Here is a 20722-nt window from a genome sequence, read left to right on the forward strand (position 1 = left end):
CCGAAAGCCTCGGAGAGATGATAGGAAAATGAGAAGGTCTACAAGGCTTACATCGCAAGACTTACTGAAAAAACCGTGACTTCGCCGTGGGAAGCTGTCGAAGCGCGGGCGTCGCGTAGCCGAGTTTCCGCGCGAAACCTGCCAAAGATGCGCGGGGCAGATCGAAAATGCCGCGAGGCACGTCGGCGATCCGCGAAAAAAGCAAGGGGGGGCCGTCCATCAGCGCGCCGCCCCTCTCGTCATTCAATCGTTCTATCGGCCTTATGCCTCAGAACTCCTCCCAACTGTCATCGGCCGCGGCCGGCTTTCTTGCCGCGCCGCCGGTGCCCGTGGTCTTCATCTGGGCCACCGGCTTGGAGGCCGCTTTCGGCCGGGCGGGCGTCGCCGCAGCCGGGCGCGGTGCCGGCTGGCTGGCTCGGCCTGTTGCGGCATTGGCGGCACTCTTCACCTTGAAGCGCGCAATGGTCTGGGAAAGGCTGTCGGTCTCGGCCGACAGAGTCTGCGCGGCGGCAGTCGACTCTTCCACCATGGCGGCGTTCTGCTGGGTCACCTTGTCCATCTGGTCGGCAGCGCCCGAGACCTCGCGAAGACCGGTCGCCTGCTCGCGGGCCGAATCGGCGATCTTCGCCACCACCTCTGCCATGCCGGCAACTTCCGCGACGATCTCGTCCAGCGACTTGCCCGAGGCCGTCACCAGCCCGACGCCCTTCTCGACATGTTCAGACGAGGCGTTGATCAGCGACTTGATCTCCTTCGCCGCCTCGGCCGAGCGCTGGGCCAGCGCCCGGACTTCCTGCGCCACCACCGCGAATCCCTTGCCGGCCTCGCCGGCCCGCGCCGCCTCGACGCCCGCATTGAGGGCGAGGAGGTTGGTCTGGAAGGCGATCTCGTCGATGACGCCGATGATCTGATTGATCTGCTGCGACGACGCCTCGATGGCATTCATCGCGGTGACCGCCTCGGCGACGATCTCGCCGCCCTTCTCGGCCTTCTGCCGTGCCGAATTGGCCGTCTTGCGGGCTTCGTTGGCGCCGTCGGCGGTGCCATTGACGGCACTCGAAACCTGGCTGAGGGCGGCGACGGTCTCTTCGAGGCTTGCCGCCTGCTGCTCGGTGCGATGGGCGAGATCGTTGGAGGCCACCGTGATCTCGTTGAGGCCGGTGCGGATGGTGCCGACGGTGCCGATCACCCGGCCGATGGCAGCTTCCAACTCCTCGACCGACGCATTGAACTTCGCCTTGATCGGCTCGAATTCCGCCGCGACCTTGCCGCTCATGCGGACCGTCAGGTCGCCGGAGGACAGCCGGTCGAAGCTCGCATCGACGACGCCCATGAACTCCCGCAGGTCCTCGGCCTTGGCGTTGTCGAGATCGGCCTGGCGCTGCTTGGCATCGGCTTCGGAAACGCGGGCTGCCTCCGCATCGGTCTCCAGCCGGTCACGCTCGATCGCCTGCTCCTTGAACACCTGCACCGCGCCGGCCATCTCGCCGATCTCGTCCTTGCGGCCGACCGCCGGAACCTCGACGGACTTGTCGCCGGAGGCGAGCCGCCGCATCGCCGCGGTCATCCGGTTGATCGGGGTCGAGATCGAACGGGCGATCGGCACCGCGCAGCCGATCAGCACCGCGAGGATCAGGCCCGCCCAGGCGGCTCCCTCATAGACCTTGCCCATGAACTGCGAGGAGAGGTCGTCGACATAGACGCCTGTCGCGACCGTCCAGCCCCAGGGAGCGAAGAGCTGCGAATAGGACATCTTGCGCTGGATCTTGCCGTTTTCGTCGCCGAGCCGGCGCAGGAAGTAATTGGTGTAGCCACCACCGTTGCGGGCCTTCTCGATCATCTCCCGGACCTGATACTTGCCGGTGACGTCCTGCGCGTCCCAGGAGGGCTGGCCCTCGCGCTTGGGGTCCGGATGCATGACGCGGGTGCCCTTGTCGTCATACATGAACAGGTAGTCGTTGTTGCCGTAACGGACCGGACGCACCGCGTTCTTGGCCTGCTTCTCGGCTTCCTCGCGGCTGAGCTCGCCCGACTGCACCCGCTCCTCGAACCCGGCGAGGATGGAGGTCGCAGCGTCCACCTGCGACTTGATCAGCTGCTCGCGATCCTTTCAGATCGTCTGGTTCAGCGAATAGAGCTGCAGCGACATCGCTGCGATGCTCACCAGCGCCGCGACGGCGATCAGCGCGTACAACTTGCGGGTAATCGAGAAATTCATGAGATGCCGGTCCTGTTTGCAATGCATCGGGGGCGGGATTCCGCTTCGAACATCGCCGGCAAAGTCAAATAAATGCTTAAGTCGCCAACATCTTCATTCATACATCAATAGTATATTTCGATACGCTGACAAGAAGACAATCATCGAACGGAATTTTGTTTGCTGAACTTATAGGATTTCAGAGAGATGATGTCTGTCACTGAGAACGGCGGGCAGAGCAGGGAAATCATCGACGATCGGCGCCGATCGCACGACGGGTCGGAGCACGACGGATCAAAAAAACGAATGGGACCGATGAAAGGGGGCCAATTGGCCCGGCGCATGCGGCAGCAAACGAGCGATGCGTCCTTCGAGACGCCAGCGGCATCGGCCCAGAAATCGGAATCGATCTTCCAAAAAGAACGATGCGTAAATGTAATCAGAGACGGCGTTATCGGCGCGCGTCAATCAACGCGCAGCGTTGCAGAGGCCGCGTCATGGCTCTGGGGGCCGCGCGTTCCGTCGGCCGACAGTGGTTTCGATCTTCGGGCCGACGCTGCCAGCAATGCAATGCAGCAGCGGTTGCTTGGGGAACCGCGGGACCCAACGTCCGGGTCAGGTCTACCGGACAATCCTTCGGTCGCGGCCGAGCGGCCGCACCGGGGACATCATGGGCATGCTTTGACGAGTGCGGCGATCAGTAGATGTTGCGCGGCGAGCGGAACAGGCCGCTATCGATCTCGCGCTGGCGACGCTCGAGGTCGACGAGCGAAACGGACTGGTCGAGATAGTTACGCTCGCGGTTCTGGCGGCTGTCGGAACCGAGGATCGACCGGAGCTTCTTGGTGAACTTCATGGCTTTTCTCCTTGACTGGCCATGAATCTAATATCGATGCTGCATTGCAGCAATCGGGCCTGCCGCAACGCTGCCATGCACCGATCCGTCACCCGCTTCTGGTGATCGCTTAGCGAAATCTCAATCTTTGCCGCGTCGGCGTGCCCCAGACACGGCGCATGAAACGACGAAGGGCCGGAGCAGATGCCCCGGCCCTTCGTCTGCAACTGCCAGCCCGGCCCGCTGCGAAGGCCCTTTCGGGTTTCGCGAAACGGGCCGGCCGAGCCGATTATTCGGCAGCCTGCGGACGGTTGCCCGCGGCATTGCCTTCGGTCTGCTGCGGCGTCGCGTCGGTGACCGGATGCGAGTTCGGCATGTAGCCGGCCGCCTCGTTGGCCTCGTTCCATGCCGCGCGCACGCCGGCCTCGTAGTCCGGATGCACCTGCTTCAGATGGCCGAACCAGCGCTCGGCGATCATCGAGGGAATGCCGGCCATGGCGCCGCCCATGTTCTTGTAGAGGCGCTGGCGCTGCTCTTCGTCCATGACCTTCATCACCAGCGCGCGCGGCTGGCTGTAGTCGTCATAGCCGACGCGATGGTCGTAGCGGGCCGCATCGCCGGAGATCCGCAGCGCCGGTTCCTGAGCCGTGCGATCCTCGACCGCTGCGCCCTGATCGCCATAGGAGTTCGGCTCGTAATAGGCGTTCTCGTTGCCGGTGCGGACGCCGCCATAGACGTTCATGGTGCCGTCCTTGTGGTAGTTCAGCACCTCGACGCGCGGCCGATTGACCGGGATCGTCTCGTAATGGGTGCCGAGGCGGTAGCGGTGCGCGTCGGCATAGGAGAAGATCCGCCCCTGCAGCATCTTGTCCGGCGACCAGGAAATGCCCGGCACGATGTTCGACGGCGAGAAGGCGGCGTTCTCGATCTCGGCGAAATAGTTGTCCGGATTGCGGTTCAGCTCGAAATAGCCGACGTCGATCATCGGGAACTGGTCGTGCGGCCAGACCTTGGTCAGGTCGAACGGATTGAAGTCGCACTTCTCGGCGTCGAGTTCCGGCATGATCTGGATCTGGAACTTCCAGCGCGGATACTGGCCGCTCTCGATCGTGTTGAACAGCCGCTCCTGATAGCCCTCGCGCGTCTTGCCGATGATCTCCTCGGCCTCGGCATTGGTGTAGAAGTCGTGGCCCTGCTGGGTCTTGAAGTGGAACTTCACCCAGTAGCGTTCGCCGGCGTCGTTCCACAGCGAGAAGGTGTGCGAGCCGTAGCCGTTCATGTGCATCGGCGACTGCGGCAGGCCGCGGTCCGACATCAGGATCGTCACCTGGTGCAGGCTCTCCGGCGACAGCGACCAGAAGTCGAACATCGCCGTTGGCGAGCGCATGTTGGTCTTCGGATGGCGCTTCTGGGTGTGAATGAAGTCCGGGAACTTGTAGGGATCGCGGACGAAGAACACCGGCGTGTTGTTGCCGACGAGGTCCCAGTTGCCGTCCTCGGTGTAGAACTTCAGCGCAAAGCCGCGCACGTCACGCTCGTGGTCGGCGGCACCCAGCTCGCCGGCGACCGTCGAGAATCGCGCCAGCATCGGCGTCTCGGCGCCCGGCTGCAGGCACTTCGCCTTGGTGTAGCGGGAGATGTCCTCGGTGACGACCAGCTTGCCGTGGGCGCCCCAGCCCTTGGCGTGAACGGTGCGCTCGGGGATGCGCTCGCGGTTCTGATGCGCCAGCTTCTCGATCAGCTGATAGTCCTGCAGGAGGAGCGGACCGCGCTCGCCGGCGGAGATCGAATCCTGATTGTTCGGCCACGGCGCGCCGGCCGTCGTGCGTAGGGTGTTGCGATCAGCCATCAAAGGCCTCCCTCGTCTTCGAGTGCGGCCCGGCGCGATGCGCGGACCTTGGAAAAGTTCCAGCCCTTTATGTAGGAACGACCCGATCAGCTCCAATCGTATTTCTTCCTGTTGGCAATCGGGATAACTTATCGGGCCATGTTCACCCTTCGCCAGATCCGCTATTTCCAGGCCCTTGCAGAAGCCCGCCACTTCGGCCGCGCGGCCAAGCGCCTCAATATCAGCCAGCCCGCACTTTCAGGCCAGATCGCCCAGATGGAGGCGGAGATGCAGGCGGCGCTGTTCCGGCGCGAGCCGTCCGGCGTCTATCTGACCGCCGACGGCGAACTCGTCGCCGAGCGGGTGCGGCGCATCCTAGCCGAGGTGCGTGAACTCGAAAGTCTTGCCGAAAGGAGCGCCAGCCTCCTCGGCCGGCGCCTCCGGGTCGGCATGATCGCCACCGTCGCGCCCTATCTCCTGCCGCGGCTGCTGCCGGACCTTTCGGCGGCCTTTCCCGGGCTCGAATGCCAGGTGCGCGAGAGCATCACCGAAAGGCTGCTCGCAGACCTTCGCTCCGGCGAGATCGACTGCGCGGTGGTCGCCCTGCCGCTGCCGAGCGAGGAGATGGAGGCCATCGAGACGATCACGCTGTTCGAGGATCCGTTTCTCCTCGCCGTGCCGGCCGGCGAGGCGGCCAGCCTGCCGAACCCGGTCCCCCCCGAGGCACTTCCCCGCCATCGGATGATCCTTCTCGAGGAAGGCCACTGCCTGCGCACCCAGGCGCTCGACGTCTGCCGGACGGCGGGCGACCATGAATTTGCAAGCCTCGGCGCAACCAGCCTGACGACGATCCTGCGGATGGTGGCGGGCGGCCTCGGCGCGACGCTCATCCCGGCGATGGCGGTGTCCGACGAGGCACCGGCGGAGGGCATCGTCGTCCTGCCGCTGGCAAGGCCGGTGCCCTCGCGCCGGCTCGTGCTGGCCTTCCGGCCGACATCGGTGCGCCGCGGCGACTTCGAGACCTTTGCCGATATCCTCTGCCGCTCGATGCGCCGGATAGAAGGCACGCACACCGAGGGAACCGCCAAAAGCCGCAGGAATTCCAGGCCTTCGTCTCACGGCAGGGTGAAGTCGGATTGACCTTGGCCGCCCTCTTGCCCGCCGCAGAGCGCCCCATATCGAGGCAGAGGACAGGGCCGTCACCGCCACGCCGGAGCTCCGGCACGCGGTCCTGGCGATCCGCCATTCGAGGAAGCAAGATGATCAAGCCTTCACGCCTTTCGGCAATCGCCGCGCCGCTCGCCGGTGCCCTTTTCGCCGCTTTGCCGGCGGCGGCACAGTCGACCGTCGAAAGTTCGGCGGGCTCCGCCATCCGGGTCGAGCCGGTCGCCGAATTCGACGAGCCCTGGGCGATGACCTTCCTGCCCGACGGCTCGATGCTGGTCACCGAGCAGGCCGGCACCCTGTTGCACGTCAGCGCCGACGGCAGCGGCAAGACCCCGGTCGCCGGCGTTCCCGCCGTCGCCTATGGCGGCCAGGGCGGCCTCGGCGACGTAGTGCTGCATCCCGACTTTGCCGAAAACGGCCTCGTCTATCTCTCATTCGCCGAGGCCGGCGAAGGCGGCCAGGGTGCGGCGGTCGCCCGCGGCAAGCTCGTCACCAGCGGAGAGCGGCCGCAGATCGAGGGGCTAAAGGTGATCTGGCGCCAGCAGCCGAAGGTCTCCGGCGAGGGCCACTATTCCCATCGCCTCGCCTTTTCGCCGGACGGCATGCTGTTCGTCACCTCCGGCGAACGCCAGAAGAAGCAGCCGGCCCAACGCATGGACAGCAATCTCGGCAAGGTGATCCGGCTGCATGACGACGGCGCGGTTCCGGGCGACAACCCGTTCCAGGACGACGGCGAGCTCGCCAGACAATTCTGGACCGTCGGCCACCGCAACATGCTTGGCATCGCCTTCGACGCCGACGGCAAGCTCTGGGTCCACGAAATGGGCCCGCGCGGCGGCGACGAGCTGAACCTCATCGAGCGGGGCGACAACTATGGCTGGCCGGTCGTCTCGAACGGCATCAACTACGACGGCAGCCCTATCCCCGATCACGACGCCCGGCCGGAGTTCAACGCGCCGGAAGTGTCATGGACGCCAGTCATCGCGCCGGCCGGCTTCGTCATTTACGACGGCGAAACCTTCCCCAACTGGAAGGGCGACGGCTTCATCGGCGGCCTGAGGAGCCAGGCGCTCGTCCATGTCAGCCTCGACGGCGACAGCGCCAGCGAGATCGAGCGCTTCGACATGGGAAGCCGCATCCGCGAGGTCGAACAGGGGCCGGACGGGGCGCTCTGGCTGCTCGAGGACGGCTCGGGCGGCCGGCTCCTGAAGCTGACGCCGGCCGAAGCCGACGGCTGAGCCAGGCGTCGAGAACGGGGAGACGGCGCCGGAACGGGCGCCGCCCCTCGCGTTTAGTTACCCGGATAGTTCGGGCTTTCGCGGGTGATCGTCACGTCGTGAGGGTGGCTTTCGCGAAGGCCGGCATTGGAGATACGGATGAAGCGCGCCTTCGTCCGCAGTTCCTCGAGATTGGCCGCGCCGACATAGCCCATCGCCGCCTTCAGGCCGCCGGCGAGCTGGTGCAGCACCGCCGCCACCTGGCCCTTGTAGGCGACCTGCCCCTCGATGCCCTCGGGAACGAGCTTCAGCGTGTCCCGCACCTCGGCCTGGAAGTAGCGATCGGCCGAGCCGCGGGCCATGGCGCCGACCGAGCCCATGCCGCGATAGGCTTTGAAGGACCGGCCCTGGTGCAGATAGATCTCGCCGGGGCTCTCGTCGGTGCCGGCGAGCAGCGAGCCGACCATGGCGGCCGAGGCTCCCGCCGCCAGCGCCTTGGCGATGTCGCCGGAAAACTTGATGCCGCCATCGGCGACGATCGGGATGCCGGCTTTGTCGGCGGCTTCCGCCGCGCTCATGATCGCCGAAAGCTGCGGCATGCCGACGCCGGCGACGACGCGGGTGGTGCAGATCGACCCCGGTCCGATGCCGACCTTGACGCCATCGGCGCCGGCGTCGATCAGCGCCTTGGTGCCGTCGGCCGTCGCCACGTTGCCGGCGATGATCTGAACGTTGTTGGAGATCCGCCGCGCCCGCGCCACCGCGTCGAGCACGCGCTGGGAATGGCCGTGGGCGGTGTCGATGACGAGGAGATCGACACCGGCGTCGATCAGCCGCTCGGCCCGCTCGAAGCCGTCGTCGCCGACCGAGGTCGCCGCCGCCGCCAGGAGGCGGCCCTGGAGGTCCTTGGCGGCATTCGGATTGAGCTGCGACTTCTCGATATCCTTGACGGTGATCAGGCCGATGCACTGGTCGTCGGCGTCGACCACCACCAGCTTCTCGATCCGGTGCTGGTGCAACAGGCGCTTGGCCTCTTCCTGATCGACCGATTCGCGCACCGTGACGAGGCCGCGCTTGGTCATCAGCTCGGCGATCGGCTGGCGGTCGTCGGTGGCAAAGCGCACGTCGCGATTGGTCAGGATACCGACGAGGCGGCCGCGGGTCTGGCCGCCGGCGCCGCCGTTCTCGACCACCGGAATGCCCGAGATGTGATGGGCTGCCATCAGCGCCCGGGCGTCGCCGAGGGTCGCGTCCGGCCCGATGGTCACCGGATTGACCACCATGCCGCTCTCGAACTTCTTGACCTGCCGGACCTCCTCGGCCTGCTCGGTCGGCGTCAGGTTGCGATGGATGACGCCGATGCCGCCGGCCTGGGCCATGGCGATGGCGAGCCGCGATTCGGTGACGGTGTCCATCGCCGCCGAAATGATCGGCAGGTTGAGCTCCAGAGTCCGGGTGATCCTGGTGCGGATGCTGGTCTGGTTCGGCATGACTTCCGAGTGGCCGGGCTGCAGGAGCACGTCGTCGAAGGTGAGCGCCGTCGCGCCGGTCGGGGTTTCGATGATCTCGGCCATGCCATGCCTCCGGGGAAAGGCGGCGCTTTCGCAGCGCGTCAAAAGGGATGGCAAGGGCTGCTACCACGCGATCATGACAATGGGAAGCAGGCCGTCGCGAGAAGTCGCCACGAAGAGGTCGTACGACGGGCAGGAACGGCGCGCCCTCCGGCGACACAGCGTTCGACGATCGATCCCCGAGCCCGTCCCTGCTGGCCACCGGCGGCAGCTTCTGGCAATCAGGCGCCAACGTCACAGGCCCGGCGCGCCGGTCCGAGAGGGTCGCCGCGGCGGGCGTCAGGAAGACAGGCCATGACCACCTCCACCATCATCACGCTTTCCTGCGAGGACCGCCCGGGCATCGTCGCGGGGCTGACGAGCGAACTCTACGAAGCCGGCGGCAACATCGCCGAGAGCGCGCAATTCTGGGATCGCGATTCGGGCCGCTTCTTCCTCAGGATCGCCGCCGACTTCAAAACGGAAGTCTCGCGGGACAGCCTGGAGCGCCAGCTTGCCCCCCTCACCCAGCGCTTCGCCATGCATCTGAAGATCGCCGATGCGGCCCGCCGGCCGAAGATCGTCGTCATGGTCTCGGCCTTCGACCACGCGCTCCTGCATCTCCTCTACCAGATCCGCACCGGCTGGCTGAATGCCGAGGTGGTCGCCATCGTGTCGAACCGTGAAACCAGCCGCGAGACCGCCGAAGCCGCAAACATCCCCTTCCACCACTGGCCGGTGACGAAGGAGACGAAGGCCGAGCAGGAGGAGAAGCTGCTGAAGCTGGTACGGGAGACCGACTGCGACCTCGTCGTTCTCGCCCGCTACATGCAGATCCTGTCGGACAACCTGTCGAAGCGGCTGACGGGCAAGGTCATCAACATCCACCACTCGTTCCTGCCGAGCTTCAAGGGCGCCAAGCCGTATCACCAGGCCCATGCCCGCGGCGTGAAGCTGATCGGCGCAACGGCGCACTATGTGACGGCCGATCTCGACGAGGGCCCGATCATCGAACAGGAGACAGAGCGGGTCTCGCACGCCTTGTCCGCCGACGACCTCGTCGCCGTCGGCCGCGACATCGAGGCCCGAGTCCTCGCCCGCGCGGTGAAGCTGCACCTCGAAGGCCGGGTGATGCTCAACGGCATGCGGACGGTGGTGTTCGGCTGACGGAAACGAGGTTTGGGAAGAGTGGTGCCCAGGGGTGGAATCGAACCACCGACACTGCGATTTTCAGTCGCATGCTCTACCAACTGAGCTACCTGGGCGCCGCCGCCGGGGATCGCTTACAGCGCTCTGCAAGACCGTTCCGGCGGGAGTGGCGGCCTTATAGAAAAGCTCGCCGCGCCTGTCCAGCGGCAATCCTCCTCGCCGGCAGGAGTTTTGCGATTTCGTGATAGGCGCATGCCTCTCATGCGGCAGGCGGGCATGGAAGGGCCGGCCGCAAAGGCTATTTCCGCTGCTGCCAGCCCTTTTCAATCGGAGGCCTCGATGCGCCAGCGACCCGCCTTCCTGTTCGACCTCGACGGCACGCTGGTCGATAGCGTCTATCAGCATGTCCTCTCCTGGAAGGACGCCCTCGACGCCGAGGGCATCACGCTCTCGGTCTGGCGCATCCACCGCAAGATCGGCATGAGCGGCGGGCTGTTCACCAACCAGCTGCTGCGCGAGATCGGCGAGGAGATCACCGAGGAAAAGCGCGAGCGGCTGCGCCAGGCCCATGCCGAGGCCTACAGGACCCATTCCAAGAGCGTCGTGCCGCTGCCCGGCGCCCGCGAACTCCTCGATACGCTGACGCGGGAGAAACTCGCCTGGGCGATCGCGACCTCGGGGCGGATGGAAACGGCGAAGCACAATCTCGACCGCCTGGGCGTCGATCCGGACCAGGTGCCAGTCGTGACCCGCGACGCCGTCACCTTTGCCAAGCCCGAGCCGGACCTCTTCATCGCCGCGGCGGAACGGCTCGGCGTGCCGACGGAAGGGGCAATGGTCGTCGGCGATTCGATCTGGGACATGCTGGCGGCCCAGCGCTGCCGGGCGCTCGGCGTCGGGCTGCTCTCAGGCGGCTACGGCGGCGAGGAGCTGGAGCGGGCCGGCGCCTTCCGCGTCTACGAAGACCCGGCCGGCATGCTCGACCATCTCGACGAGGTCGGCGGCCGCTGAGGCTCCGCTACGGTCGGGAGAAGCAAACCCTCGCCGGGTAGCCATCGATCCGTTCGCGTTCCGCCGGCGATCGCTTGCGTCTCGTCCGATCAGGCGACGCCGAGGCGCAGCAGATCGTGCAGATGAACGATGCCGACCGGCCGGCCTTCGCGCACCACCATCACGGCGGTGATGTTGCGGGTGTTGATCATCTCCAGCGCCGCGACGGCGAGCGTATCGGGCCGGATGGTCTTCGGATCGGCGGTCATCACCTGATCGACGGTGCGGGCGAGCAGCCCGGGGTCGAGATGGCGACGAAGGTCGCCGTCGGTGATGATGCCCTTCAGGCGGCCATCCTCGCCGATCACGCCGACGCAGCCAAAGCCCTTGCGCGACATGGTGATGATCGCCTCGGACATCATCGTGCCTGAGGCGACCAGCGGCATCGCCTCGCCGGTATGCATGATGTCGGCGACGTGCTTCAGGCTGGCGCCCAGCTGGCCGCCGGGATGAAAGACATGGAAGTCGTCCGGGGTGAAGCCGCGGCGCTCCAGCAGCGCAACGGCGAGCGCGTCGCCCATCACCAGCTGCATGGTCGAGGACGAGGTCGGCGCGAGGCCGAGCGGGCAGGCCTCGACCACCCGCGGCAGGATGAGCGTCACGTCCGCCTCGCGGGCGAGCGTCGAATTCGGCCGCGAGGTGACTGCGACGAGCGGAATGCGGAAGCGCCGGGAATAGGCGACGATGCCGTGGAGCTCGGCGGTCTCGCCGGACCAGGACATGGCGAGGATCGCGTCCTCCCGGCCGATCATGCCGAGATCGCCGTGATTGGCCTCGGAAGGGTGGACGAAGAAGGACGGCGTGCCGGTGGAGGCGAAGGTCGCCGCGATCTTCGAGCCGATATGGCCGCTCTTGCCGACGCCGGTGACGATCAGCCGGCCGCCGACCCCCGCGATGATATCGAGCGCCGCCTCGAAGCTCGCCGCCATGTCGGTCTTGATCAGCGCCGCCAGTGCCTTCAGAGCCTCGATCTCGGTGTCGATCGTGTGGGCTGCGGAACGCGAGCCGGCATGGTCGCTCGCGGTGGCACTCTTGGCTACGGACATCGCATTCTTCTCTTCTTGGCCGACACCCGAAGCTTCAGCGGCCAGGGGCATCCGACGATCATCATCCAAATGGCTATCGGCGGCAAACGTGACCGCATCGGGACGCTTGCGGCATTCCTGTTTCGCGCAACCACCGGCAGCTAGCTTCTCCGCGAATCAGTGTCCGATTTGCAACAATCGGTCAATGCCGCTGAAACTCCTGCCGGCTGGCGAAGCCGGCGCGAAACCGACTTGCCGGGCGAAGTGCGACGATGGGCCAGATGACGGGATGGATCGTGCCGCTGACGCTGCTCTGCGCGGCGTGGCTCGGCCTGTCCGCGTCACCCGGCGCCGCGCAGGACGCCGCCGATGCCCGCGGGCTGCGGCGAAGCATCGATGCGACAAGCGACGCGAGCCGCCTCGGCGATCCTGATGCCGACCTCATCGAGGCGCTCGGGGCATATGACCAGCAGACCCTCGTCGCCCCCGACGAGAAGGGCAAGGACCCCTCGAAGCTCCGCCAGATCGGCGATCCGGCTGATGCCGACGGCGAGGAAGACGATGCCCCGGAAAAGCCCGCCGCCACGAAGGCTCCGCGGCGAAATTTCGATCTCTCGGCCGGCCCGTCCGAGCCGTTCGACGACAACGGTCCGTCCCGCCCCGCCGGGCGCTCCGATCCGACGGCGCCCTTCGCAGCGACCGGCGATCCGGAGATGGACGGGGCGGAACCGGTCGATGACGAGACCCGAGCGCGCGCGAAGAAGAACGGCGAGGACAGCCTGCCCGAACAGGCCAATCCGACCCTCGGCGCAGGGATTGCGGACGAGACGCGGGCGGCCCAGTCGATGCTTCGCAGCAATCGCGCCGTCGAGACGATCGACCGCCTGCGCCGGCTGAGCCGCAGCGAGGCCGACGATCCCTTCGCGCCGGTCGGAACACGGGTCGGGACATTCATCCTCTATCCCGAACTGATCCAGACCATCGGCGTCTCCAACAATCTCGACAATGACGCCAAGGCGACCAAGGGCGCCTTCAGCGAGACGATCCTGTCGTCGCGGCTCGTCTCGGACTGGTCGAGCAACGAGGCGGAGTTCAATTCACGCCTCGCCTATCGGCGCAATTTCGCCGGGGATACGCCGGAGGATCCGAGCGCCGCGCTCGACGGGCGGCTGCGCCTCGATCTTTCGCGCGATACGGTGGCGACGCTGCGCGGCGCGATCGACTACAGCCGCGAGGACTATTCGGACGTCCTCGACGACAACGCCCTCTCCGGCCGGGCGGACGTCCTTTCCGGCTCGATCGCCGCCGAGCTTTCCCACGATTTCCACCCGGTAACGGTCGCCGGCACGCTGACCGCGGCGCGCAAATCCTATTTCAGCCTGCCCGACGGCAGCGTCGACGAGGACTATACGACGCTGACGGCGGCGCTACGCACCGGCTACGACCTTTCCCCGGCGATCCAGCCATTCGTCGAGGCGAGCTTCGGCCGGCGGATCTTCGACGTCGCAGCTCCGGCCGAGCGCGACGGGCCGTCACGGGACGCCTGGCTGCCGGCGCTGCGGGCCGGCGTCGCCGTCGATCTTCGGGAAAAGCTGAAAGGCGAGATCGCCGTCGGCTACGCCTGGAACGTTCCCGACGATGACGCGGCGGAGACGACTGCCTCGCCGACGCTCGACGCAAGCCTCGTCTGGTCGCCGCAGCGTGGCACCGACGTGACGCTTGCCGGCCGGACCTCCTTCGAGCCGGAACTCACCGGCCTTTCGTCGACGACCAATTACGAAACCTCGCTCGCCATCGCTCATTCGCTGAACGCCCGCACCACGCTGACCGCCGCCGCGACGCTCGGCTACGAGGATTCGACCATCGAGAACGAGGACAAGCTCTTACTGTCCGGTGAGGCCGGCTTCACCTACTGGCTGAACCGGCAGTTCGCCCTGACGGGCTCCTACGAGCACCGCCGGTCCTTCGCCGTCTTGCCGGACGACCGCTACAGCGCCGACACGGTGAAGCTCGGCGTCACGCTGCAGCGCTGAGAGCGGGGCTCCCCGAAAGGCCTATTCGGCCGGCTTCACCGTCTGCATCAGCCGTTCCATGTTGCCGATGACCTTGTCCCGGATGTCGGGGCGATAGAGCGCGAAGGCGACATTCGCCTCGATGAAGCCTTCCTTGGAACCGCAGTCGAAGGTGCGGCCGGTGAAGGGATAGGCGGCGAAGTCCTGGCTCTCGGCGAGCTTCAGCATGCCGTCGGTGAGCTGGATCTCGTTGCCGGCGCCCTTTTCCTGGGTGGCGAGAATGTCGAAGATTTCCGGCTGCAGGATGTAGCGGCCGGAGATCGAATAGTTCGACGGCGCATCCTCGGGCTTCGGCTTTTCGACCATGCCGGTGATCCTGAAGCCGTTGCCGACGTCGCCGCCCTTGCCGACGATACCGTATTTGTTGGTCTCCTGGGGGTCGCACTCCTCGACCGAGATGACGTTGCCGCCGGTCTTTTCGTAGAGCGCCACCATCTCGGCGAGACATCCCTTCTCGGCCTGCATGATCATGTCAGGCAGCAGGATGGCGAAAGGCTCGTTGCCGACGAGGTCACGGGCGCACCAGATGGCATGGCCGAGGCCGAGCGGCGCCTGCTGGCGGGTGAAGCTCGCCGTGCCGGGCTTCGGCTGCAGGTCGTCGAGCAACTGCAGTTCGGCAGTCTTGCCGCGCTCGGCAAGGGTGTTGGAGAGCTCGACCTGAATGTCGAAATAGTCCTCGATGACGCCCTTGTTGCGGCCCGTCACGAAGATCAGATGGTCGATGCCGGCTTCCTGCGCCTCGTCGACCACGTACTGGATGACCGGCCGGTCGACGACCGTCAGCATCTCCTTCGGGATCGCCTTGGTGGCGGGCAGGAACCGCGTGCCAAGTCCGGCCACGGGAAAGACGGCTTTGCGGACCTTCTTCATCGACAGGCTTCTCCAAGTCTCGAGCGACCCTGCGGGCCGTTAGGGCCATCAAAATTTTGCGCGGGCGCGCAAAGTCAACAGGCGCCTGCGTCAAAACCGCCGATCCGCTGGAAGAACGGCCAGGCATTCGCTGCTCGCAAGCATTGGGGGCTTCCCTCCGGACCGGCCGGCACGGGAGGCGGGTGATGCGGCGGACATCCGCCCGCGTCGAACGGCTGCCCCGCCGCAGGATGGTAAACATCCCGTTTACGACTTTGCTGCAGAATCGCCTTTCTCTTGTTGAACCATGCCAAGCCGAGAGGGACCCCATGAGCACTGCAAGGACGATGACCAACCTCACCCGCCTGGCTGCCGGATTCTGCGCGTTTCTGATGGTGGTCGCAGCGTCCTTGCCGGCGCGCGCCGATGCCGGCTTCGTGCGCTGGATCCAGAGCTTCGAAAACGTCGCCGCGAAGGCGGGCGTCTCGCGCGAGGTCTACCGCGCCGCATTTGCCGGCATCACCGAACCGGACCCCGAGGTAATCGAGAAGGCCCGCTACCAGCCGGAATTCCGCGACAAGGTCTGGGACTACATCGACAATCGCGTCAACGAGGAGCAGGTGGCCAAGGGCCGCTCGGCCAGGGCGCAGCTTTCCACCTGGCTCGACCGGATCGAGAAGCGTTTCGGCGTCGACCGCGACGTGCTCTTGGCGATCTGGTCGATGGAGACGAATTACGGGCAGATCCTGCAGCGCCAGGATGTCATGCGCTCCCTGCCCCGCTCGCTGGCGACGCTCGCCTATCTCGACAAGTCGCGGGCGACATTCGCCCGCCAGCAGCTGATCGCGGCGCTGAAGATCGCCCAGTCCGGGGACATCAAGGTGAACGAGCTGATCAGCTCCTGGGCCGGCGCCATGGGCCACACCCAGTTCATCCCGACGAGCTATCTCGCCTACAAGGTCGACATGGACGGCGACGGCCACGCCAATATATGGGAATCGGTCCCCGACGCCCTCGCCACCGCTGCCAACCTCCTGCACCGCAACGGCTGGCAGTCCGGCCGCACGTGGGGCTACGAGGTGATCGTGCCGGACAAGTATCGCGGCAAGCTCGAGCGCGACAACCGCAGCATCGCCCAGTGGGCAAGTCTCGGCTTCCGCCGCGCCAACGGCCGTGCCTTTCCGGACGGCAGCGAGCGGGCGAATCTCGTGCGGCTTGCCGGCGACAACGGGCCGGCCTTTCTGATGACCAAGAACTTCTTCGTCATCAAGCGCTACAACAATGCTGACAAATACGCCCTCGCCGTCGGCCTTCTCGCCGACCAGATCGGCGGCTATTCCGGCCTCGTCGTCGACTGGCCGCGGGGCTACAAGCCGCTGTCGATGGACGAGCGCTACGAGCTGCAGAAGCATCTCTCGCGCTTCGGCCTCTATGACGGCAAGATCGACGGCAAGATCGGATCGGGATCGAAAGCGGCGATCATGGCGTTGCAGCAACAGGCCGGCATGCCTCAGGACGGAAACGCATCGAAGGCACTACTCGAATTCCTTCGCAAGCGTTAACAATCGAGCAGAGAGGCATCGGCGACGGGTTGAGGGTCCCGCGGCTTTCATCGATGGGATCTTCTGACGGAATGGGGCGCATGGCAGAGCCTGGCAAGAGTATAACGGCAATCGGGCGCAAGGTCGCGGCGACCTTCGTCATGCTGCTTGCCTCGTTCGGCCTGACACTGGTCTTCGTGGCGGCCCAGCCATCCGCCGCGGCGGCGCAGGAGCGGCCGCGCACCATCCTCGACATGCTGTTCGGCAACGGCCTCGAGCGACGGCGCCCCTATCGCATCGACCGCCGCTACACGATCACCGATCCCGAGCCGCAGCGGCGCGCCCCCCGGCGCAGCCAGCGCAAGTCGCGCTCGGGCGATTCTCAGCCTCGCCAGAACGCCGCATCGGCCACGCCGGCCCCCGAGCCGACCGAGAAGGCCGAGGACGCCAAGACCATCCTCGTCGTCGGCGACTTCCTCGCGGCCTCCCTCGCCAAAGGCCTGAAGGACGCCTATGCCGAGAACGCGATGGCCGTCGTCGAGGCGAAGACCAGCGGATCCTCCGGCCTCGTGCGCCAGGATCACTACGACTGGAGCAAGGAGCTTGGCCCACTCATCGACGAGGCCAAGCCCGCCGTCGTGGTGATGATGATCGGCGCCAACGACCGCCAGCCCTTCTACCAGACGTCCGGGACGCTGGCGCTCCGCTCGCCCGAATGGAATGCCGAATACGAACGCCGGGTGGGCAAGATCGCCGACATCGTCCAGACGCACGGCGTGCCGCTGATCTGGGTCGGCGCGGTGCCGTTCAAGTTCGACCGGATGAGCGAGGACATGGTCTATTTCAACGACCTCTATCGCCAGGCGGCACAGAAGGTCTCCGGCGACTATGTCGACGTCTGGGACGGTTTCGTCGACGAGGACGACGGCTTCATCTACAGCGGTCCCGGCGTCGACGGCCAGACCGTCCAGTTGCGCAGCTCCGACGGCATCACCATGACCGATGCCGGAGACGACAAGCTTGCTTTCTTCGCCAAGAAGGCGATCGACCGCTACGTGGCGACCGACGCGCCGCGGCTTTCGGGCGGCGGGGCCGACGGCATCCAGCTTCCGCCGATCGCCAATGCCGCGACCGCCGTGCGCTCGCCGCCGGTGTCGCTCGACGATCCCTCGCTCGATGGCGGCGAGGCGCTGCTCGGCGGCGGCTCGACCGCAGTGGGGCTGACGCTGGAGGCATCGCCCCGCGACAAGCTCGTCCTTACCGGCACGGGCACCGGCAATGTCGACGGGCGGGCGGACGACTTTGCCTGGAACGACAAGGCGAGCGCCATAGCCACGGACGACAAGCCGGTCGCCTATCGCGGCTCGATCGACCTCAACAAGGTCCGCAAGGAACAGGGCATCAAGCCGCTGCCGAAGATGCCGTCGATCCTCGACGCCATCATGGACGACTGGTCGAAGGACGACCAGGAAGCCAAAGGCGGGAAATAGCCAAAAGCGCCCGGGAGCGCGCGAACCGCCCGCTCCCTCATGGAACAACCCGCAGCTGTCAGCGCGGCAGCGTCGTCGCGCCCATCAGGTCGAGATCGATCGCCCGGGCCGCCTGGCGTCCCTCGCGGATCGCCCAGACCACCAGCGACTGGCCCCGGCGCGCGTCGCCCGCCGCATAGACCTTTTCCATCGACGTCAGATAGTGCTGGTCGTCGGCATCGATCGAGACATTGCCGCGGCGGTCGGCGCGGGTCTTCACCGCGTTGCCGGTGCCGCCGAGGAACCCGTCCTTCAGCGGCCCGGCAAAGCCGATGGCGATGAAGGCAAGGTCGGCCTTGATGACGAATTCGGTACCCGGCAGCGGCTTGCGGGCTTCGTCGACCTCGGCGCATTTCACGCCGGTGAGGATCCCATCCTCGCCAATGAATTCCAGCGTGGCGATCTGGAATTCCCGCACCGCGCCCTCGGCCTGGCTGGAGGAGGTGCGCATCTTCGTCGCCCAGTAGGGCCAGACGGTCAGCTTGTCCTCGGTCTGCGGCGGCTGCGGGCGGATGTCGAGCTGGGTGACCTTCACTGCGCCCTGGCGGAACGCCGTGCCGACGCAGTCGGAGGCGGTGTCGCCGCCGCCGACGACGACGACATGCTTGCCGCCGGCCCAGATCTCCTCGGCCGGCCAGCCGGCGCTCTGGATGCCTTCGCCGCCGACCCGCCGGTTCTGCTGGACGAGATAGGGCATCGCGTCGTGGACGCCGGTGAGGCCGTCGTGGGGGATGCCGCTGTCGCGCGGGGTTTCAGAACCGCCGCAGAACAGCACTGCGTTATGGGTGTCGACGAGTTCGGAAACCGGCCGGTCGACGCCGACATTGACGCCGCAATGGAAGGTCACGCCCTCCTGGCGCATCTGGTCGATCCGCTTGTCGATCCAGTGCTTCTCCATCTTGAAGTCGGGAATGCCGTAGCGCATCAGGCCACCGAGCCGCGTCTCGCGCTCATAGACATGGACGTCGTGTCCGGCGCGGCCGAGCTGCTGGGCGGCGGCGAGACCCGCCGGCCCCGAGCCGATCACCGCGACGCGCTTGCCGCTCTTCGTGGCGGCCGGCTGCGGCCGGATCAGGCCGAGCTTGTACGCCTTGTCGGCGATCGCCTGCTCGACCGTCTTGATGGCAACCGGCGTGTCCTCGAGATTGAGCGTGCAGGCTTCCTCGCAGGGCGCCGGGCAGATGCGGCCGGTGAATTCCGGGAAGTTGTTGGTCGAGTGGAGATTGCGGATCGCCGTCTCCCAGTCGCCCTGATAGACGAGGTCGTTCCAGTCCGGGATCTGGTTGTGGATCGGGCAGCCCGTCGGACCGTGGCAATAGGGGATGCCGCAATCCATGCAGCGGGCCGCCTGCTTGCCGACCTCCTCGTCTGACATCGGCAGGGTGAACTCGCGGAAGTGGCGAATCCGGTCGGAGGCCGGCTGATACTTGTGCGTCTGCCGATCGATCTCGAGAAAACCGGTCACCTTGCCCATTCACACCCCCACCCTCGCCGCATCGACGGCGCGGCTCTTTCTGCCGTGGCTCATGGTCCGCACGCATTGGCATGCTGCGGCGCGGAACATACTAGCCGGCTTGTGTTCGTTAGGACAGGCGTACTGCCCCATTTGCCGTTTCTCGGCAAGCCCTCCCCCCACGGAAGGCCGCAGGCGCGAGACGCTCGTTGCAAGCCGCCGGTCCCGGCCGTGATGCGCAGAGCCGGCGTCAAGGGACCGTCAAGGCAGGGTCGAGGCGTCGCAGATGTAGATGGCCGTCCCCGCCTGAATGCCAGAAACCTCCGATCTGGGTTACAGACCGGAGGTTCCGATTGCAATGCGGCGAGGTGCGGCGGTCAGGAGCAGACCTTGACGCGCTTCCAGCGATAGACCGGCTTGCCGTGATTGTCGTAGCCGACCACGACCTGCTGCCGTACCCAGTAACAGTTGGTGGAGCTGGTGAAACTGTAGTTCGGCCAGAAATACTGGGCCTTGGCGCCGGAGGCCGAAGTGGTAGCGGCGACGGCGATGGTGGCAAAGGCGATGGCGGTGTTGCGGATCATGGTCGGGTCCTTGTCCAGGGTGCGGAAGTGGCTGGCATTTTCGGATCGGGGCGCCGGCGGCTCGTCTCGTCCGCCGATGAGTTGACCCTAGGGATGGTCCCGGTCCGGCTCAGTGATCCGCGTCACAGGCACTCACCGAGGCAGTCCGAATGACGACGAGCGCCCTTCCCGGCCGACGCGCCATCACACAAAAACCCCCGGGCCACGATCGGGCCCGGGGGCTGACGATTGTCATCTGCAGGGATCGGATCAGAAGCAGATCCGGACGCGCTTGAACTTGTAGATCGGCTTGCCGAAGTGGCTGTAGCCGATGAAGACCTTGCGGGTCACGAACTTGCAGTGGCTGTAGCCGAAGCCGTTGTTGACGATGATGACGCGCTTGTTGAAGCCGTGGTTGTGCTTGAAGCCGTGGGCCTGGGCGGCACCGATGGAGCCGACGGCGACGACGGCGGTGGTGGTCAGTGCGATGAGAGCCTTGCGGATCATGGTATCGTTCCTTTCGAGTTCCAGGGCCTTTTCTCGAGCCCTGTGGGTCGGGGTTGACGACGGCCTTTTCTGCCCGCCGATGAGATGACCCTACCGACGCCGCGGTCCGGCCTCAGTGACCTGCGTCACTCAAGTGTCGAGTGGCGAAAAGGAGGTGCGGCGCGGTTCGTCGTGACTCCGTATCGCCGAG

At 66.1% G+C, this 20722-nt stretch carries 16 protein-coding genes and 1 tRNA gene; 7 read left to right on the plus strand and 10 right to left on the minus strand.

Features of this window, described 5'->3' with window-relative positions; all coding sequences use genetic code 11:
- Positions 1–268 precede the first annotated feature (268 nt).
- The 3 genes from E3C22_RS07295 to E3C22_RS07305 all read right to left on the minus strand — a co-directional run bounded on the left by E3C22_RS07295 (position 269) and on the right by E3C22_RS07305 (position 4881).
- Positions 269–2095: a methyl-accepting chemotaxis protein gene (locus E3C22_RS07295; protein WP_342635622.1), complete on the minus strand. Its 1827-nt coding sequence runs from the start codon at positions 2093–2095 to the stop codon at positions 269–271.
- Positions 2096–2894: 799 nt separating this feature from the next.
- Entirely contained in the window at positions 2895–3053 is a 159-nt protein-coding gene (locus tag E3C22_RS07300) for a DUF3563 family protein (protein ID WP_134761349.1), read from the minus strand.
- Positions 3054–3321: 268 nt separating this feature from the next.
- Complete coding sequence (locus E3C22_RS07305; RefSeq protein WP_134761350.1) at positions 3322–4881, minus strand: catalase; 1560 nt, start codon at positions 4879–4881, stop codon at positions 3322–3324.
- 138 nt (positions 4882–5019) lie between these two features.
- Here E3C22_RS07305 and E3C22_RS07310 point away from each other — a divergent pair, with 138 nt between their 5' ends.
- Both E3C22_RS07310 and E3C22_RS07315 read left to right on the plus strand, forming a co-directional pair.
- Entirely contained in the window at positions 5020–6000 is a 981-nt protein-coding gene (locus E3C22_RS07310; protein WP_134761351.1) for a LysR substrate-binding domain-containing protein, read from the plus strand.
- A gap of 119 nt (positions 6001–6119) precedes the next feature.
- Positions 6120–7265 (plus strand): PQQ-dependent sugar dehydrogenase, encoded by a 1146-nt coding sequence (locus E3C22_RS07315; RefSeq protein ID WP_134761352.1) that lies wholly within the window; start codon positions 6120–6122, stop codon positions 7263–7265.
- A gap of 53 nt (positions 7266–7318) precedes the next feature.
- On the opposite strand, the gene guaB is transcribed toward E3C22_RS07315, so the two are convergent.
- Positions 7319–8818, minus strand: coding sequence for an IMP dehydrogenase (guaB, locus tag E3C22_RS07320; protein WP_134761353.1), 1500 nt, complete (start codon positions 8816–8818; stop codon positions 7319–7321).
- A gap of 291 nt (positions 8819–9109) precedes the next feature.
- Between guaB and purU the strand changes: the two genes are divergently transcribed.
- Positions 9110–9961, plus strand: a complete 852-nt coding sequence (gene purU / locus E3C22_RS07325) for a formyltetrahydrofolate deformylase (protein WP_134761354.1) — start codon at positions 9110–9112, stop codon at positions 9959–9961.
- Between the two features lie 22 nt (positions 9962–9983).
- On the opposite strand, the gene E3C22_RS07330 is transcribed toward purU, so the two are convergent.
- A tRNA-Phe gene (locus E3C22_RS07330) sits at positions 9984–10059 on the minus strand.
- A gap of 223 nt (positions 10060–10282) precedes the next feature.
- Here E3C22_RS07330 and E3C22_RS07335 point away from each other — a divergent pair.
- Positions 10283–10954 (plus strand): HAD family hydrolase, encoded by a 672-nt coding sequence (locus tag E3C22_RS07335; RefSeq protein ID WP_134761355.1) that lies wholly within the window; start codon positions 10283–10285, stop codon positions 10952–10954.
- 89 nt (positions 10955–11043) lie between these two features.
- On the opposite strand, the gene E3C22_RS07340 is transcribed toward E3C22_RS07335, so the two are convergent.
- On the minus strand, positions 11044–12039 hold the full coding sequence (locus E3C22_RS07340; protein ID WP_134761356.1) for a KpsF/GutQ family sugar-phosphate isomerase: 996 nt from the start codon (positions 12037–12039) through the stop codon (positions 11044–11046).
- A 251-nt stretch (positions 12040–12290) separates the two neighbouring features.
- On the opposite strand from E3C22_RS07340, the gene E3C22_RS07345 reads away from it, so the two are divergent.
- Positions 12291–14051, plus strand: coding sequence for an outer membrane beta-barrel protein (locus tag E3C22_RS07345; RefSeq protein WP_134761357.1), 1761 nt, complete (start codon positions 12291–12293; stop codon positions 14049–14051).
- 21 nt (positions 14052–14072) lie between these two features.
- Here the strand turns inward: E3C22_RS07345 and galU are convergent, their stop codons facing one another.
- Positions 14073–14960, minus strand: a complete 888-nt coding sequence (galU, locus tag E3C22_RS07350; RefSeq protein WP_134761358.1) for a UTP--glucose-1-phosphate uridylyltransferase GalU — start codon at positions 14958–14960, stop codon at positions 14073–14075.
- A 308-nt stretch (positions 14961–15268) separates the two neighbouring features.
- On the opposite strand from galU, the gene E3C22_RS07355 reads away from it, so the two are divergent.
- On the plus strand, positions 15269–16501 hold the full coding sequence (locus E3C22_RS07355; RefSeq protein WP_134761359.1) for a lytic murein transglycosylase: 1233 nt from the start codon (positions 15269–15271) through the stop codon (positions 16499–16501).
- A gap of 80 nt (positions 16502–16581) precedes the next feature.
- Positions 16582–17970, plus strand: coding sequence for an SGNH/GDSL hydrolase family protein (locus tag E3C22_RS07360; protein ID WP_167591681.1), 1389 nt, complete (start codon positions 16582–16584; stop codon positions 17968–17970).
- A gap of 58 nt (positions 17971–18028) precedes the next feature.
- Here the strand turns inward: E3C22_RS07360 and E3C22_RS07365 are convergent, their stop codons facing one another.
- The 3 genes from E3C22_RS07365 to E3C22_RS07375 form a co-directional block, all read right to left on the minus strand.
- Positions 18029–19483, minus strand: a complete 1455-nt coding sequence (locus E3C22_RS07365; RefSeq protein ID WP_134761361.1) for a glutamate synthase subunit beta — start codon at positions 19481–19483, stop codon at positions 18029–18031.
- 356 nt (positions 19484–19839) lie between these two features.
- Positions 19840–20046 carry a hypothetical protein gene (locus tag E3C22_RS07370; RefSeq protein ID WP_134761362.1) on the minus strand — a complete coding sequence of 69 codons (207 nt, stop codon included), beginning with the start codon at positions 20044–20046 and terminating at the stop codon, positions 19840–19842.
- A 249-nt stretch (positions 20047–20295) separates the two neighbouring features.
- Entirely contained in the window at positions 20296–20532 is a 237-nt protein-coding gene (locus E3C22_RS07375) for a hypothetical protein (RefSeq protein ID WP_134761363.1), read from the minus strand.
- Positions 20533–20722 lie beyond the last annotated feature (190 nt).

Source organism: Jiella endophytica, from assembly GCF_004519335.1.
Taxonomy (GTDB): domain Bacteria; phylum Pseudomonadota; class Alphaproteobacteria; order Rhizobiales; family Rhizobiaceae; genus Jiella; species Jiella endophytica.

Coding starts and splice junctions, on each gene's coding strand:
- E3C22_RS07345 (WP_134761357.1), top strand. CDS start 12,291: ATGGGCCAGATGACGGGATGGATCGTGCCGCTGACGCTGCTCTGCGCG.
- E3C22_RS07370 (WP_134761362.1), bottom strand. CDS start 20,046: ATGATCCGCAACACCGCCATCGCCTTTGCCACCATCGCCGTCGCCGCT.
- E3C22_RS07360 (WP_167591681.1), top strand. CDS start 16,582: ATGGCAGAGCCTGGCAAGAGTATAACGGCAATCGGGCGCAAGGTCGCG.
- galU (WP_134761358.1), bottom strand. CDS start 14,960: ATGAAGAAGGTCCGCAAAGCCGTCTTTCCCGTGGCCGGACTTGGCACG.
- E3C22_RS07300 (WP_134761349.1), bottom strand. CDS start 3,053: ATGAAGTTCACCAAGAAGCTCCGGTCGATCCTCGGTTCCGACAGCCGC.
- E3C22_RS07335 (WP_134761355.1), top strand. CDS start 10,283: ATGCGCCAGCGACCCGCCTTCCTGTTCGACCTCGACGGCACGCTGGTC.
- E3C22_RS07315 (WP_134761352.1), top strand. CDS start 6,120: ATGATCAAGCCTTCACGCCTTTCGGCAATCGCCGCGCCGCTCGCCGGT.
- E3C22_RS07310 (WP_134761351.1), top strand. CDS start 5,020: ATGTTCACCCTTCGCCAGATCCGCTATTTCCAGGCCCTTGCAGAAGCC.
- E3C22_RS07355 (WP_134761359.1), top strand. CDS start 15,269: ATGAGCACTGCAAGGACGATGACCAACCTCACCCGCCTGGCTGCCGGA.
- E3C22_RS07305 (WP_134761350.1), bottom strand. CDS start 4,881: ATGGCTGATCGCAACACCCTACGCACGACGGCCGGCGCGCCGTGGCCG.
- E3C22_RS07365 (WP_134761361.1), bottom strand. CDS start 19,483: ATGGGCAAGGTGACCGGTTTTCTCGAGATCGATCGGCAGACGCACAAG.
- E3C22_RS07340 (WP_134761356.1), bottom strand. CDS start 12,039: ATGTCCGTAGCCAAGAGTGCCACCGCGAGCGACCATGCCGGCTCGCGT.
- guaB (WP_134761353.1), bottom strand. CDS start 8,818: ATGGCCGAGATCATCGAAACCCCGACCGGCGCGACGGCGCTCACCTTC.
- purU (WP_134761354.1), top strand. CDS start 9,110: ATGACCACCTCCACCATCATCACGCTTTCCTGCGAGGACCGCCCGGGC.
- E3C22_RS07375 (WP_134761363.1), bottom strand. CDS start 20,532: ATGATCCGCAAGGCTCTCATCGCACTGACCACCACCGCCGTCGTCGCC.